15 protein-coding genes are annotated in these 14,119 nt (G+C 71.5%); 7 read left to right on the plus strand and 8 right to left on the minus strand.

The features are described from left to right. Positions 1-19 precede the first annotated feature (19 nt). Entirely contained in the window at positions 20-367 is a 348-nt protein-coding gene (locus tag ACIRQ7_RS08355; RefSeq protein ID WP_401468467.1) for a VOC family protein, read from the minus strand. A gap of 205 nt (positions 368-572) precedes the next feature. Here ACIRQ7_RS08355 and ACIRQ7_RS08360 point away from each other — a divergent pair, with 205 nt between their 5' ends. Beyond that, entirely contained in the window at positions 573-1,118 is a 546-nt protein-coding gene (locus ACIRQ7_RS08360) for a hypothetical protein (RefSeq protein ID WP_404260919.1), read from the plus strand. An 85-nt stretch (positions 1,119-1,203) separates the two neighbouring features. Here the strand turns inward: ACIRQ7_RS08360 and ACIRQ7_RS08365 are convergent, their stop codons facing one another. Both ACIRQ7_RS08365 and ACIRQ7_RS08370 read right to left on the minus strand, forming a co-directional pair. Beyond that, positions 1,204-1,836 (minus strand): hypothetical protein, encoded by a 633-nt coding sequence (locus ACIRQ7_RS08365; RefSeq protein ID WP_404260920.1) that lies wholly within the window; start codon positions 1,834-1,836, stop codon positions 1,204-1,206. Positions 1,837-2,230: 394 nt separating this feature from the next. Continuing rightward, entirely contained in the window at positions 2,231-3,868 is a 1,638-nt protein-coding gene (locus ACIRQ7_RS08370; protein WP_404260921.1) for a TROVE domain-containing protein, read from the minus strand. Between the two features lie 872 nt (positions 3,869-4,740). Here ACIRQ7_RS08370 and ACIRQ7_RS08375 point away from each other — a divergent pair. Continuing rightward, positions 4,741-4,926 carry a hypothetical protein gene (locus ACIRQ7_RS08375; RefSeq protein WP_404260922.1) on the plus strand — a complete coding sequence of 62 codons (186 nt, stop codon included), beginning with the start codon at positions 4,741-4,743 and terminating at the stop codon, positions 4,924-4,926. Positions 4,927-5,035: 109 nt separating this feature from the next. On the opposite strand, the gene ACIRQ7_RS08380 is transcribed toward ACIRQ7_RS08375, so the two are convergent. Beyond that, entirely contained in the window at positions 5,036-5,911 is an 876-nt protein-coding gene (locus ACIRQ7_RS08380; protein ID WP_404261345.1) for an NAD(P)H-binding protein, read from the minus strand. A gap of 342 nt (positions 5,912-6,253) precedes the next feature. Here ACIRQ7_RS08380 and ACIRQ7_RS08385 point away from each other — a divergent pair, with 342 nt between their 5' ends. The 3 genes from ACIRQ7_RS08385 (at position 6,254) to ACIRQ7_RS08395 (ending at position 7,967) form a co-directional block, all read left to right on the plus strand. Further along, positions 6,254-6,802: a hypothetical protein gene (locus ACIRQ7_RS08385; protein WP_404261346.1), complete on the plus strand. Its 549-nt coding sequence runs from the start codon at positions 6,254-6,256 to the stop codon at positions 6,800-6,802. Positions 6,803-6,883: 81 nt separating this feature from the next. After that, positions 6,884-7,588, plus strand: a complete 705-nt coding sequence (locus ACIRQ7_RS08390; protein WP_404260924.1) for an alpha-ketoglutarate-dependent dioxygenase AlkB family protein — start codon at positions 6,884-6,886, stop codon at positions 7,586-7,588. Between the two features lie 79 nt (positions 7,589-7,667). Next, positions 7,668-7,967, plus strand: coding sequence for a DUF2277 domain-containing protein (locus tag ACIRQ7_RS08395; RefSeq protein ID WP_404260925.1), 300 nt, complete (start codon positions 7,668-7,670; stop codon positions 7,965-7,967). A 67-nt stretch (positions 7,968-8,034) separates the two neighbouring features. Here ACIRQ7_RS08395 and ACIRQ7_RS08400 read toward each other — a convergent pair whose 3' ends face one another. Continuing rightward, the gene (locus ACIRQ7_RS08400; protein ID WP_404261348.1) at positions 8,035-8,862 is read right to left on the minus strand and encodes an endonuclease/exonuclease/phosphatase family protein; all 828 of its coding nucleotides are present in this window, start codon (positions 8,860-8,862) and stop codon (positions 8,035-8,037) included. 407 nt (positions 8,863-9,269) lie between these two features. Continuing rightward, positions 9,270-10,664, minus strand: coding sequence for an FAD-binding oxidoreductase (locus tag ACIRQ7_RS08405; RefSeq protein ID WP_404261350.1), 1,395 nt, complete (start codon positions 10,662-10,664; stop codon positions 9,270-9,272). 445 nt (positions 10,665-11,109) lie between these two features. On the opposite strand from ACIRQ7_RS08405, the gene ACIRQ7_RS08410 reads away from it, so the two are divergent. After that, positions 11,110-11,331 (plus strand): hypothetical protein, encoded by a 222-nt coding sequence (locus ACIRQ7_RS08410; protein ID WP_404260926.1) that lies wholly within the window; start codon positions 11,110-11,112, stop codon positions 11,329-11,331. A gap of 102 nt (positions 11,332-11,433) precedes the next feature. Here ACIRQ7_RS08410 and ACIRQ7_RS08415 read toward each other — a convergent pair whose 3' ends face one another. Both ACIRQ7_RS08415 and ACIRQ7_RS08420 read right to left on the minus strand, forming a co-directional pair. After that, positions 11,434-12,027 (minus strand): cupin domain-containing protein, encoded by a 594-nt coding sequence (locus ACIRQ7_RS08415; RefSeq protein ID WP_404260927.1) that lies wholly within the window; start codon positions 12,025-12,027, stop codon positions 11,434-11,436. Positions 12,028-12,105: 78 nt separating this feature from the next. Further along, positions 12,106-12,558: an Asp23/Gls24 family envelope stress response protein gene (locus tag ACIRQ7_RS08420; protein ID WP_404260929.1), complete on the minus strand. Its 453-nt coding sequence runs from the start codon at positions 12,556-12,558 to the stop codon at positions 12,106-12,108. Positions 12,559-12,832: 274 nt separating this feature from the next. On the opposite strand from ACIRQ7_RS08420, the gene ACIRQ7_RS08425 reads away from it, so the two are divergent. Continuing rightward, positions 12,833-14,035, plus strand: coding sequence for a 4-hydroxybenzoate 3-monooxygenase (locus tag ACIRQ7_RS08425; protein WP_404260931.1), 1,203 nt, complete (start codon positions 12,833-12,835; stop codon positions 14,033-14,035). Positions 14,036-14,119 lie beyond the last annotated feature (84 nt).

Genomic DNA, 14,119 nt, shown 5'->3' on the forward strand with positions numbered 1-14,119 from the left:
CGGCCCCGTGGCCGGCGCATTACGACACCGGGCTTTCGATCAGCGTGACCCGATTGCCGTCGGGGTCATGGAGCGCCGCGAACCGCACACGCTCGGCACCGGGCTGGATCGGCCCCGCCGTCAGACCACGTCCGGCGAGATCCGACAGCGCCGCGTCCAAGTCATCCGTCACCAGGTTGAGCAGCGACGACCCGGCGTGCTCGGGCGACTGGAAGACCTGGATCCAGGCGGTCGGGGAAATGTGCCAGTCGGCCAGCCCCGGCATCGGCCGCATATCGGCCGGCCTCCCCAGGAGCCGCTCGTACCAGGCCACCGCGGTGTCGATCTCGCGCACGGGCGCGACCGCAAGGACATGCGTGAAGGACATGGGGCTCCCACCTCTCGCTGTACAACCGGGCCTTGCACGTGTACCGACTCGCTCCACGGCGGAAACTCATCGCCGATGCGGAGACGGCACTGCGCGCCGGTAGGGGGCGCGGGCCCGGCGGGGCAACGTGCAGGCGCCGAAATGAGTCACCGTAAGTGTCGTGGCCATCCGCCCTCGCTCCCCGCCCGAACCAGGAGCCGCCCCCATGCCGTCCGAAACCCCGCCCGAAACGCACCCCGCCGCCTCGCACCTCTACGAGATCCAACTCGGCGTCTACGCAACCCCCGACGACGTACAGCGCCTCGTCGAAGCGTGCACCCGGCTGCTGGACGACCGCGCATGGCCCTATCGCCTCAGCGTCGCCGGACCGGGGCAGTCGACCGCACCGGGCGGCATGCCGCTGGCCGAGTTCTACGACGCGCTCCCCCGGCAATGGCGGATCGAACACCGCGGCGCCGACCCCGGCGCCCGGCAGCTCCACGAGATCCGCGTGGGTCTGCTCGCCCCGGAAGAAGAGCGGGACGACCTCCGCGCGGAACTCACCCGCGTCGCCTGCCCGGACCCCGAACACTCCTCCCCCTGCCCCGTCCCCTGGTCCGCCGGTTACACCGAAGCCGCGGGCCAGAGCGAGAACGCGACCGAGGCCGGAGCCGGAGCCGACGGGGAGGAGAGGGACGGGGAGGACGGAGTGGACGGAGACGAGTCCGGGGCCTACTTGGAGCAGCAATACGGGCAGCTGCGTCGTTCATGAGCCAGTAGTCGTTCACGGGGCCGGCAGGAGGGATGGCCGGTTGTGGGCCGCCAGGGGTTCCGCCGTGCCCGGACGGCCGGCTTCGTCACTCACCGGCCCGTGCCGCGACTCCCTGCGCGGCGACGACGAGATCGAGGGCCTGGTCGGCGGTACGACCGGGGACCTGATTCCAGTCGCCGATCAAGGCGCCCCAGCCCCGGTTCCGCAGTTCGCCGAGGACGTGACCCGCGGCGCGGGCCGCGTTGTCCTCGGTGCCGACCCCGAGGGCGACGGTGGTGACGAGGGCGCCGCAGATACAGCGACGGCCACGCCGGTTGCGGAGGTGATGCGGCCGCTGCTGCCAGCCCCATACGCGCAGGATCTCCGCGGCGACCGCGAGCTGCGTGGACGGCGGGTGGGAAAGGTCGACGCGATGACGGTGCGCCCAGTCGGGGAGGACCCGGGAGAGCCGGCCGGGCAGATGTACGTCCACGGTGGGCCGGGTGCCGTGGGCGGGCAGGGCGCGCAGCGATTCCTCGACGAGTTCGTCCACCGTGGCGGTGAGCAGACGCCTGGCGCCCGGGTCCGCGGGCGCGGTGCGCCGGTAGCCGCCAACGATCCCGGCCCAGTCCGGGTCCGACGGAGCTGGAGCCGGGGTGCGTGCCGGGGCTCGCGTCTCGGCCCGGGTCAGGGCGGCGGCCCGGTCGAGAGCCGCGGGAGTGAGGGTGGGCGTCGGCATCCGAGCGTCATCCCCTTGGGAGCGGGAGCCCCGAGGCGAGGCGAGGAGGGCAGGGCTGCACGGTCACGCCGTGGCGATCGGCTCCCACGACGTCGTGGGCGGCATGCCGTGGGCGATCAACCTGCCAGCCCGTCCGCCCCACCCGTCCGCTCCACGCCGGTCCGCGTCACGGGTCCACCGCAATGGCTGCCCACCGACCGGCCTGCCCGGCGCGCCCCTCCTGGAACGCTCTCCTGCCCCTGGGCGCCTTGCGCCCCGCCTCCCTCACCAGCGGCAAGGCCTCACCTCACGGCCCGGCCACCGCACCGCCGGGCCACCTCACCTCCCGGCCACCTCCCGCACAGCCAAGGTCGCTCACGGCCGAGTCCACGCCCGCGTCGTGGCCCGCCTCACCTCACTGCCAAGGCCACCGCGCGTCGTGGCCCGCCTCCAGCAGCGGCACCATGCTGAAGGCATGGTCGGTCAGGCCGCCGAAAGCATGACGGTTCGCGCCGCCGGAGGGTGCCGCGCCGGCCTTGTAGCCGGCCATGTTCCACATGTAGACGGGCGCGTGCCGCGGGACGAGGTCGTCGATCTCGGTTTCCCGCATTCCGCCCCAGTGGCCGTGGCAGTTCGACGGTAGCCAGCCGGGCCGGGTCTGTTCGTCCGTGACGACGACCACGCGGTCGTGGCCGTCGTAGTGCTCCTTGACGGCGGACGGGATGTCCGTGCCGTCGATGCGGTCGAACCTCTCGATCAGCCGCAGCGCGCTCATCCCCTTGGGCACGTCGAGCCGTCGGCTGCGCATGCCGAACTCGACGAGCGTCGGCGCCTCGGCGCGCACGGCGAGTGCGGCGCCGAAGACGGCGGCCTGCTCGGCGAGCGGGATGTCCGATCGGTTGGCGGTCGAGAAGGAGTAGCCGGGGAACATCGACGGTGACCGGTCCACCAGGATCAGCGTCCGGCCGGGCAGCCGCGGCACATTGCTCAGCGCGTGGCCCAGCGCCTGCTCCAGAGCGTGACCCCAGCGCAGGGATGGGGCGTGCTTGTACGCGGCCCAGAACCGGAACGGGAACATACGCGAGCGGGCGACCTGCTCGGAGTCCGCGAGCCGGGCCGCCACCTGCGCGGCGACCGCGTCGGACACCCCGGCCTCGTCGAAGTTTCGGAGGTTGCGCACCAGCGCCATGAGCCCCATGGACGGGATGACGGCTTCCCACGCGGCCCGGTCCATCCGCCCCTGCAGCCAGCCCGCCAGCGCCTCCCAGGTCATGCCCGCCCGGCGCAGGAAGTCGGCGGCATCGGGCCGGTGCAGCAGCGCGCGGCGCTCCTCGGCCGTCCAACCGGCCATCGCGGCACGCCGGCACAGCAGCTCCAGCGCGGCCGGCGGCTCGTCGCCCCGTCCGTGACGGCGATCGATCGCGTGCCGGAACAGGTCGCCCTGCCAGGTGGCGGCGGGCGAAGGATGGACCAGTTCGATCACGTCACCGAAGCGAAAAGCGTGGCCGTTGGTGTCGTATTTCAGCAGCGACCGCTCGGTATACAGCTCACCGATGGCATCGGCGATGCCGCGCTTCACAGGCTTGGGAATACGCCGGCCGTATCGACCGGTCCAGTAGGCGAGGAGTTCGCCGGGCTCGTCGGGACGCTTCAGTACGGAGGCGACAACGGCGCGGTTCGACACGGCCCCGGATATCTCCTCGGCTGCGAGGTCGGCCTTTTCGAGGCGGGCCTTGACGAATTCCGCCGCCCCGACGATCGCCGCCGTCCGCATGGCGCCGGGACCGCGCAGCCAGCCCAGCAGGCCGGCCGTCCAGGCGCCGTCCTCGACCGCGAGCCGGCGTATCAGCTGCGTGTAGCGGTCGTCCCGGTCGCCGCCCTTCTCGTAGAAGGTGTCGGCGCCGACCATATTGGCCACTGCCAGCAGGAACAGTTCCGACTTGGCAGTGCGCAGGTGGCCGGTGGCGCCCTCGTGGGTGGCGGTGCGCTCGCCGGTCGTGGTGACCGGCGAACCGGCCGGCGAACGGGTCGTACGGATGTTGAAGCGGCCCATGAAATGAATTCCCCCGTGGAAGGGAGGCCGCAGCAAAGGGGTGCCCGAGATCGATTGGGGAAACGGGAACAAAGCGCTCTGGGCCGCTGAGCTACCTCCGGTCAGGGACCGGCAGCCGGGATTCGAACCCGGGTCTCTCTCTAGGAAGGAGAAGTATCCGTTTCCTGCGCACCGGACACCCCGATGCCGTGCCTCCCGAGATCAGAAGTGGCTCCGGGTCGGTTTCTCAGAGGAAGGAACCGGGGCCTGCGCACCGGGAGGTGCAAGCAAGAACTTGTGGCTGGAGACTACAACACTCCCTCGGCCGGAACGATCTGATTAACGGTCCGCTCGGCCCGCTCAGATCGGCTGGGGCCCGCTCGGCCGGCATCGTCGCCATCGGGAGCCCCGCCCTCGTGCGCTGTCACGAAGGCGGGGCGGGTCCGAGAAGCGCCAGCAGCTCGGATAGTGACAGGAACCACGCTACGGTCCCCCACTGACAACGACGCCCGAACACCCTCGCCCGGAGCCTCGGGTTGACCGCCAACAGGCCCTGTATGAGGCCTAGTTGAAGAGATGCGCCACTCGATCGGGGGACCGTGCGGCAGGCTCCGGGCGCGAGGCCCCGAGCGCACGGATACGCCTGCCCTCCCGCGCACGACGGCGTTTCGCGGACCGCCCGGACGCCAGGCGCTCGCGGGCTCGCACCGGCGACTGCGGAGCGTGTGGGACTGGACACATGGAGAAAGCGCGGCGCGGCCCGGGGATCGACGGTCGCCGCTGGTCAGAGAGCTACGGACGGAGGCGGGACGCGCCATGGGGGCGGGGTGGGAGGCCAGTTGGCGAGCGCACGAGTTGATGCGTTGTCAGTGACAGCCCCTAGCATGTCTCACATGTCCCCAACTCCTCCCGCCCCTGTAGGTGCGCCCGTTTCTGCCTCCCAAGCCAACGAATCGATCCGGCGCTTCGTCCGCGCCCGTCGCGGAATGGCGTGGTCGGCGCAGGACATGACGGAGTACGCGGTGCTGCTGGAGACCTGGACGCTCGCGGTCCGCGCCGAAGTGGTGAAGGCGGCTTAGGGACCCTGGACCGTGTCGCACAGCGGCCAGGGAATGCTTGACGAGCCGTCAGGCTCCCATGCTCACCCCAAGAGTGCTCCAGGGTCGTGGACGACGCTACCGGCGTGGGTCACCCTTCCAGCAGCGGACGCAGCTGAGCATGCGCCCACCCACCCAGCGGGGTGGGGGTGGTGGTGAGCAGGTCGCGCGGCTGCTCGGGCACCAGATCGCGCGATCCGGCGGCCATCCCGACGATGCCCTCCACCGCCGTAGGCGGCAGCCCGGCCGTCCGCAGCGCGTCCCGCACCGCGTCGTCGCTGACGAGGTTGAGCCGGACCGGGCGCCCGAGCGCCTCGGTGAGGATCTGCGCCACCTGATGGAAGGTGAGGTCCTGGGGCCCGTGGACGGCCTGCACCGACCGGCCGCGCCAGGTGTCACTCAGCAGCCGGGCCGCGACCACATCGCCGATATCGCGCGGGTCGACCCACGGCATCGGGTGATCGGGGTGGAACGGCGTGGTCAAGACGCCTTGGGAGAGCCCTTCGAGGTCCATGAGCAGGTTGGTGAAGAAGTACGCGCACCGCAGATGCAGCACATCCGCCCCGGTGGCATCGAGCAGCTCCTCGATGCCGCCCAGTGCGTCGATGTGTCCGACCCCGTGCCGCTTCTCCGCCCCGATACTGCTCAGCAGCACCACCCGCGCCACCTCGCCGGCCCGGGCGGCCTCCGCCAACGGCGCCGCGGTCCGCAGCGAGGTCTCGGTCGGATCCGCCGCCGAGTGCGGCGTGGGATCGACCCACAGGACAGACCGCGCCCCGGCCACCGCGTCACGGACGAACCCGGCGTCCATCAGGTCACCCCGGCGCACATCGACCCGCGCACGGGTGTCCTCATCCAGGCGGGCCGGGTCACGGACCAGAACGCGGGGACGGACGCCGGCCTGGAGCAGCAACCGCACCACGCGCGATCCCACGTGTCCGGTCGGTGTGGTGACCACGATGCTCATCGAGACATCCCCTTCGTCCACTTCTTCGTCCACTTCGCCGGCGTTCCACGCACTCTAAAGAGCCGCGTGGCCGACACCGGACGCCTCACCGCGACCCGCAGGCGCACACTCGCGAACCAGCCATTTCCCACACGACGGCGGCGACGGTGACGGGGACAGATCCGACCAGGCCGTCCGGATCGAGCTGACGCAACAACCACGGTGTCGGATTTCCGCCAGCGGCCGGACTCCGGAGTCCGCAGACTCGAAGGACTGGCGTCACCCCGACCGGCCCCCTTCCGCCGTCTTCCTCCCCTCCCTCCCCTCCCCTCTCCCTTCGTACGGAGGCGACGCGTGATCGTCATGAATGACCCGGAAGCCTCGAGCGGCTCGCCCCTGATCTCCTCGGAGGAAGCCGCCGCGTATGGCGAGCTCCCCTCCCCCAGGCCTTATACGCACGCCGAACTCCGCTCGCTGATCGGCCTGTTGACGGCTCGGCGGCACGGCCCCGTCGGCACCGTGGTCGTCGGCCACAGCCGCGACGCGGCGTCCCGCTCGGCCGCGGCGGCGTTTGCGGCGGCATGGCGGGCGACGGGCCGGCCGGTGCTCGATGTGGTCGATTGGCCCGAGCACGCCGCGTCCTGGCTGCGCGCTGCCCGTCGGTTCACCGACGGGGCGCCCGATGCGTGGGTGGTCGCCGCGGCGCCTCTCGGGTGGGCGCAGATGAGCCGCCGGCTGCGCCACAGCACCGACTGGGACCCCTCCCGTACGTACGGTTTCGCGCCCCTCGGTGACTCCCGGGTGCCCGCCCTGGCCGGGGCCGCGACCCTGCAGGGCATGCAGGGCGTCGCGTCGGACGGCGGCAGCTGGACCATCGACCGGGGGTGGGTGACGCACACCGTGGCACGCTGAAGGGGGGCGCTGAAGGAGGCGCGTCCAGGGACGGACAGTCGAGCGAAGCAGGTCAGACGAGCGAAGCAGGTCACGAGGATCATGAGCACGCCACTTCCCGGCTTCGAGGACGAGGGACATGCGGGGGACGCCGCGGGAAGCGCGGGCAGCGGTCGGCGGGAACTCGCACCCGGCGCCGTCCACGTCCGCGGCTGGCTCTCCCTGCCGCAGCAGCGCGAGCTGGTGACGGCCTGCCGCGGCTGGGCTCGGGGGCCGGTCCCGATCCGGCACACCAAGCTCCCGCGCGGCGGTGTGATGTCCGTCCAGACGGTGTGCATCGGCTGGCACTGGCAGCCGTACGCGTATACCCGGACCGCGGACGACGTCAACGGCGCCCGGGTCCCCGAATTTCCGGACTGGATGGTGGAGTTGGGCCGTCGGGCGGTGGTCGAGGCGTATCAGGACGTGTCCGCGGGCGACGACTACGCCCCGGACACCGCGCTGATCAATTTCTACGACGACCAGGCCAAGCTCGGGATGCACCAGGACAAGGAAGAACGGTCCGGCGCACCGGTCGTCTCCCTCAGCATCGGCGACACCTGCGTCTTCCGGTTCGGCAATACGGAGACGCGCACCAAGCCCTACACCGATGTGGAACTGGCGTCCGGCGATCTCTTCGTCTTCGGCGGCCCGTCCCGGTTCGCGTACCACGGCGTGCCCAAGGTGCGCCCGGGTACGTGCGACCCCGCGTCGGGTCTGACCAGCGGTCGCCTCAACATCACGATGCGGGTCACCGGGCTCACCTGAACCGTCCCGGCGCGAGCGTCCCGCCATCGCCCTGAGCGAGCATCCCGCCATCGGGAGCGGACAGGAGCAGACTGGAGTCATGTGCCGCAGTATCAAGACGCTCCGTCCGCCCATCACGCCCGAGGTCACCGACGAGGACGTCCGGGCCGCGGCCTTGCAGTACGTCCGCAAGGTCTCCGGATTCCGCGCACCGGCCGCGCACAACCGCGAGGTGTTCGACCAGGCCGTGGCCGCCGTGGCCGCCGCGACCCAGGAACTCCTCGACGGCCTTCAGGTGCGCGGCTCCGCCGCGTCCCACCGGCCGCCGCGCGCCCACGCCGAACCGCACACCCGAAGTCATCCCCACGCCGACGCTCACACCCACGCTCACCAGCACTGACGTCCTGTGCGCGGGTTCGCGCTCGCGCTCTTCCCGCTCACGGTCCGTCGGCTCACGCTCCTCCCGCTCACCAGTCGAGCCAAGCCTGCACCGGTAGGTGGTCGCTCGGGAACCGACCGTGCCGGGAGAAGGTGTTGATCACTGCGCGGCGGGTGCGCACCGCGGGTGAGGTCAGGATCCAGTCGATCCGGTCGCCGTCCGGCACCAAGGGGGCATAGCCGTGGAACGTGGCGTACTGGCGGCTGCGCTCCTCGGCCGCGTCCCAGCTGTCGACGAGCGGGCCGCCGCCGAGCATCGCGTCGTAGACGGGGTTCTTGTGGGCCGCGACATTGAAGTCGCCGGTCACGATCCGTGGCAGTGCCGGGTCCAGCGCGCCCAGCCGTTCGGTGATCAGGGCGGCCGAGCGCTCGCGTGAGTACTGGTGGGCGTGGTCGAGGTGGGTGTTGAGGGCATAGAACTCCGCCCCGTCCCGCAGGTCCCGGAAGCGGACCCAGGTGGCCATCCGGATGACGGTGTTTCCCCAGGTGGTGGAGCCGATCAGATACGGCGTGCCGGACAGCCAGAAGTGGTCGTACCCGACCGGCGCGAGACGGCGCACGTCGTAGAAGACCGCCGCGAACTCGTCCAGGCTTCCGCCGCCACGTCCCGTGCCCACCCAGTCGTAGTGCGGGCCGAGGTCCTCCGCGATGTCGCGCAGTTGCCCGTACAGCCCCTCCTGGGTTCCGAGCAGCTGCGGAGCCGCGCGGCGCAGCAGCTCCCGCATCACGGGGCGCCGCTCGGCCCAGGAGTTCGGCCGGGTGTCCGCCGCGTAGCGCAGATTGAAGGACATCACCCGCAGGTCCCGGCCCGGCCCGCTGTCGGCCGCCTGCGCGGTCCCGGTTGCGTACGCCGCCAGCGGCACGGCCACGGCCGTGGCGGCGGCAGCCCGCAGGGCGAACCGCCGGCCGAACGGCACGTCCGCGGCCCCGGCCTCCGCACCGGGGTCGGCGAGCACGTGGGCCCCGGAGGCGGTACCGGCACCGGTACGGGACGGGGCGGAAGGGTACGGGAACGACGCGGGAGCGAGAGCGGTCACAGCGACTCCAGTGGTCGGGGCGGCCCGGCGGGGCCGGCAGCCATCACTGCAGAGTCTCGAATGCGGCGATGAGCCGGAAGTGGCCCTCAGCGGAAGGGACGTGAAACAGCCCCGGCGCCTCGGACTCGCCCACCTCGCAGGACCTGACGGCCCGTCATCCCGCTTGTCCCCCGGAACGGTGCCGCGCCGTCCCGGTGCCGCGCCGGTCCGGTCACACGCCGCCCCGGTCAGGGAGTGTCGGGGTCGCCGATGACCTTGCCGGGGTTGAAGAGGCCGAGCGGGTCCAGCGTCCGCTTGACCGCGTGGTGCATCTCGCAGACGGCGGGGCCCAGCTCCTGTCGCATACCGGCCCTTTTGAGCAGGCCGATGCCGTGTTCGCCGCTGACGGTGCCGCCCATGGCGATCGCGGTGTCCAGCAGCTCGTCGAAGGCGGCTTGCGCGGCGCGCCGGGCCGCTTCATCGCCGGGCGGGGTGATCAGCAGCGGGTGGAGGTTGCCGTCCCCGGCGTGCGCGATGGTGGCGATCCGCACACCGTGGCGCAGGCCGATCTCCTCGGTCTTCGCCAGCATTTCGGGGACGGCGGAGCGCGGGACGCAGACGTCTTCGGTCAGTACCGGGCCCAGCCGCTCCAGCGCCGGGTAGGCCAGCCGGCGGACCTCGAAGAGCGCTTCGGCCTCCACCTGGTCGGTGGACTGCTCGGCCCACAGCGAACCGGCTTCGGCGAAGGCCTGGGCCATGGCATTCGCCTCGTCCGTGCCCGCTTCGCCGGGTGCGTCGATCCGGGCCAGCAGCAGCGCGGCGGCGCCCGGCTCGATGCCGAGGTGCTTCCACTGCTCCACCGCCTCCATGCAGGACCGGTCGAGCAGCTCCAGCGCCGCGGGCTGCATGCCCCGCTCCGTGCACAGGGCAACGGCGCGGCCCGCGTCCACGAGGCTGTTGAACGCGCCGACGACCGTACGCGGGGCCTCCCGCTGGGCGGGCCGCAGCCGCAGGGTGATCTCCGTGATCACACCGAACGTGCCCTCCGAGCCGACGAACAGGCCCGCCAGGTCGTATCCGCTGACGCCCTTGGTGGTACGGCGGCCGAGCCGCACCGCGGTGCCGTAGGGGCCCGCGGGCCCGCCCATCACGGCTTCGAGGCCGAGGACGTAGTCCCGGGTCACGCCGTACTTCAGACAGCACAGGCCGCCGGCATTGGTCGAGACGTTGCCGCCGATCGTCGACCAGGGCGCGCTGGCGGGGTCCGGCGGATACCAGAGGCCGTGTGCGGCGACGGCGGCCTTGAGGTCGTCGTTGACCACGCCGGGCTGCACGACGGTGAGGAGATTGGCCCGGTCGATCTCCAGGACGCGGTTCATCCGCGACAGGTCGAGAATCAGGCAGCCGTCGGTGGCGTTGGCCCCACCCGACAGTCCGGTGCCGGCGCCGCGCGTCACCACGGGTACCGACAGCTCCGCGCAGGCACGCACCGCCTGTTGCACTTCCGCGGTGGATTCCGCGCGCAGCGCCCCCAGCGGCCTGCCGACAGGGGCCCACTCGGCCTCGTCGTAGCTGAGGCCGGCGAGTATGTCCCCGTCGCCGATCAGTTGACTGCCCGGGAGCCTGTTGGCCAGGTCTTCCAGGGTGTGGTTGCCGGATGTCGTGGTGATGTCGTTCCTCCAGATCTCGGCAACGACTGTACGGAGGCGTGCGGGTGGGCGGGATAGCGGGATGCCGGGCGGTGTCCGCGGGGTGCTCGGGGTGGGCGGGGTCGATGACTCTCCGGTCGTACGAGGGCAGGTCCCGTGCAGGGGTGAGGCTCGCGCGTCGGCAGTTCCGTCCGTCGTCAGCGGGGGTCAGCGGGCGTCAGCGGGCGTCAGCGGGCGTCAGCGGGCGTCAGCGGGCGTCAGCGGGCGTCAGCGGGCGTCAGCGGGGCAGCCATACACACTCCGCTACATAGGGAGCAGTTCCGACACAGCCTGTTTCCTTTCTGCGTCAGAATTACCCAAAGAGGGCAATGCGGTCACAATGGTGTCAAGGATTGATCATCGCCCATATCGGTCCATTCGGTGCCTGCGTTGGGCGGGCATGAAGCACTCACATGCACACAAGCGTGATGAATACCGCACCGGCGCGAGTGCGGAACTCCTGGGCGCCTACTGGCTCAACACCCCTGACCGGAGCCACGACGACCACGCATGCCGATGGTGCGAGGAGCTGCGGGCGACCGAGGCGAAGGGCCGCGGCTCTCGCGGCGGCACCGAGGGCTCCGGAGACCCGGGATCCAAGGACAGACGGCGCAAGGACTGAGCACGGCGCCCCAGGGCCACCCGCATCCGTCGCCGACCCGCCCATCGTCCACGCGGCCATGCGCCCGCGCGCCCATGCGTCCACGTGTCCATGCACCCCTGGTCAAGCGGCCAGCGCGTGGCCGCAGCCACTGCAGAAGCGCGCATCGGGCTCCCGGCTGCGGCGTGCGCAGGACGGGCAGGAACGGCCCGGCGTAAGGGAGTTGGCGTCAGACCCCTGAGCGTCGACCCCTTGAGCGTCGGGCCCCTGAGCTTCGGTCCGAGTGGTTTCGGTCCGGTGGGTGTGCGTCGCGTCGTCCGTCCGGGGGCCGCCGATGGACAGTCCGGGGCGTCGGCGATGAACGGTCAGGTGGACGAGGCCGCTTGCGCCTGCGCGCAACGACCGGGAGGACGTCCTGGGGAGCCAGGCGACGGCGCCGGGGACGAGTTCCTGGCGCCCCTCGGGAGTGGTGAGGTGTCCGCTGCCGTCGAGGACGACGAGCAGCACGTCGAGGGCATCGTCGCTGTGTGCGTCAACGCCGCCGTCCGGTGGCAGGCGGACCAGGTTGGCATCCAGGCCGCGTCCCGGTTCGGCGAGCCGCCACAGCACCCGCTGCCGGGCGTCGGGGGCGGTGGCGAGCCGGTCGCACAGCAGGGCCAGGACCCGGGCGTGGGCGTCGGCGTTCTGCGCCATCGCTGTGCCTCCTGATGTGGTCACGGAGGCCGAGCCTACGGCTGCCCGGCCACGGCTCGGGCAGCGCCCGAACGGCAGCCGGGTCACCTCGGCCGTCGTGGCCTACTGGACGCGCCGCGAGGAGGAGCTTTCGCCCTTGTCCTCGTTCTCGTCCTCTTCATCGGGAAGCTTCACATCGCTGACCGCGACATTGACCTCCACCACTTCGTACCCGGTCATCCGCTCCACGGCGGAGATCACGCTCTCCCGTACGTCGCTGGCGACTTCATGGACGGCCTCGCCGTAGTCGACGATGACGTCCAGGTCGATCGCCGCCTGCTTCTCGCCGACCTCCACCTTGACGCCGTGGGTGGTCGTGCCACTACCCGGGACGCGTTTGCGCAGATTCCCGACGGACCGGGAGAACCCGCTTCCGAGGGCGTGCACGCCGTCCACGTCCTGAGCTGTCAGATAGGCGATTTTGGCGACCACGCCATCGGCGACGGTGGTGCGGCCACGGTCCTTTGCGGCGCCGCCCCCTTGCGCGTTCGCCCCGCTGTCTGCGAAAGCAGTCATCCCGCATCATCCCTTTGCTTCGACGACGGGCAAGCATCGGTCCACCTTTCACGCTAAAGCGACGCGCGCGGACCTGCCTCCCGAAGGACGGGGAAGCCCAGGTCAGCGGCTCGCGCCGTCACGCTCCGGGTGCGGGCGACCGCGCCGGGTGCGCAACGGCCGTCCCCCGGCGGTCCCGTACGGCCGCCACCGCCGGGGTGCCGGTACGGGTGCCAGGCCCGGCCGCCATACTTCGAAACGATCATCCGCCCCACCTCGAAGGGAACTCCTCGACGTGACCTCCCCCTCCACCGTGACGCGTACCGCCGTCACGATCATCGGTGCCGGACCCGCAGGGCTCACGCTGGCGAATGTGCTGCGTCATGCCGGTGTCGCCTGCGTGGTACTGGAGGCGGAGAGCCGGGAGTTCATCGAGCAGCGGCCGCGCGCCGGATTCATCGAGGAATGGGCCGTGCGGGCGCTGGCCGGTCACGGGCTGGCGGACCGGCTGCTCGAACGGGCGGAGACACAGGCCGAGTTCGAGTTCCGCTTCGAGGGGCAGCGGCACGTCATCCCCACGGCCGAGCTGTCCGGGCGGCGGCACTTCGTCTACCCGCAGCCGCTGTTGGTCACCGACCTCGTCGCGGCATACGTGGACGGGGCGGGCGGCGACGCGCGTTTCGGCGTCCAGGAGGTGCGCCTGCACGACCTGGACGGGGACCGGCCCGCCGTGTCGTACACCGATCCGGTGAGCGGCGCCCGGCACCGCGTCGAGAGCGACTTCGTCGCGGGCTGCGACGGCGCGCGCGGGGTGAGCCGGGCGGCGATCCCCACCGAGCGCGCGGTCGTCACACGTCAGGACCACGGCGTCGCCTGGCTCGCGCTCCTCGCCCAGGCCCCGCCGTCCGCCGACGGGGTCGTCTTCGGCATCCACGAGCGCGGGTTCGGCGCCCATATGGCCCGTGGCCCGCAGGTCACCCGCTACTACCTGGAGGTACCGCCCGGCGACAGCCCGGAGAGCTGGCCGCACGCGCGGGTGTGGGACGAGCTGCGCACCCGGCTGGGCGCGGCCGGCGCCCCGCCGCTCGCCGAAGGGCCGTTGATCGAGAAGGTCGTCCTGGACATGCACAACTACGTGGTGGAGCCGATGTCCTACGGCCGCCTCCATCTGGCGGGCGACTCGGCGCATCTGGTCGCGCCGATAGCAGCGAAGGGCATGAATCTCGCCATCAACGACGCGCTGCTGCTCGCCGATGGGCTGATCCAGCACTTCCACGGCGACGATCTCGGCCTCGACAGCTATTCGGAGGCCTGTTTGCGGCGCGTCTGGCAGTACCAGGAGTTCTCGCAGTGGCTGTCCGAGGTGATGCACGGCGCCTCGTCCGGCGACCGGTTCCGGGCCGGCACGGCGACCGCTCGGCTGCGGCGGCTGCTGGGCTCCGAATCCGCGGCGAAGGCGTTCGCGGGGCTGTACATCGGCGAGGAGGCCGATCTGTGACGGCGGGAGTGGCACAACTTCCTACTCCCGGACCGTAAGCGCAGGTCACAGCCTTTCCGACGGCGCCTCAAGTGGCGCAACACT

The sequence above is a fragment of the Streptomyces sp. NPDC101393 genome (assembly GCF_044767385.1).
Lineage (GTDB): Bacteria > Actinomycetota > Actinomycetes > Streptomycetales > Streptomycetaceae > Streptomyces.

Coding starts and splice junctions, on each gene's coding strand:
- ACIRQ7_RS08355 (WP_401468467.1), bottom strand. CDS start 367: ATGTCCTTCACGCATGTCCTTGCGGTCGCGCCCGTGCGCGAGATCGAC.
- ACIRQ7_RS08360 (WP_404260919.1), top strand. CDS start 573: ATGCCGTCCGAAACCCCGCCCGAAACGCACCCCGCCGCCTCGCACCTC.
- ACIRQ7_RS08365 (WP_404260920.1), bottom strand. CDS start 1,836: ATGCCGACGCCCACCCTCACTCCCGCGGCTCTCGACCGGGCCGCCGCC.
- ACIRQ7_RS08370 (WP_404260921.1), bottom strand. CDS start 3,868: ATGGGCCGCTTCAACATCCGTACGACCCGTTCGCCGGCCGGTTCGCCG.
- ACIRQ7_RS08375 (WP_404260922.1), top strand. CDS start 4,741: ATGTCCCCAACTCCTCCCGCCCCTGTAGGTGCGCCCGTTTCTGCCTCC.
- ACIRQ7_RS08380 (WP_404261345.1), bottom strand. CDS start 5,911: ATGAGCATCGTGGTCACCACACCGACCGGACACGTGGGATCGCGCGTG.
- ACIRQ7_RS08385 (WP_404261346.1), top strand. CDS start 6,254: ATGAATGACCCGGAAGCCTCGAGCGGCTCGCCCCTGATCTCCTCGGAG.
- ACIRQ7_RS08390 (WP_404260924.1), top strand. CDS start 6,884: ATGAGCACGCCACTTCCCGGCTTCGAGGACGAGGGACATGCGGGGGAC.
- ACIRQ7_RS08395 (WP_404260925.1), top strand. CDS start 7,668: ATGTGCCGCAGTATCAAGACGCTCCGTCCGCCCATCACGCCCGAGGTC.
- ACIRQ7_RS08410 (WP_404260926.1), top strand. CDS start 11,110: ATGAAGCACTCACATGCACACAAGCGTGATGAATACCGCACCGGCGCG.
- ACIRQ7_RS08420 (WP_404260929.1), bottom strand. CDS start 12,558: ATGACTGCTTTCGCAGACAGCGGGGCGAACGCGCAAGGGGGCGGCGCC.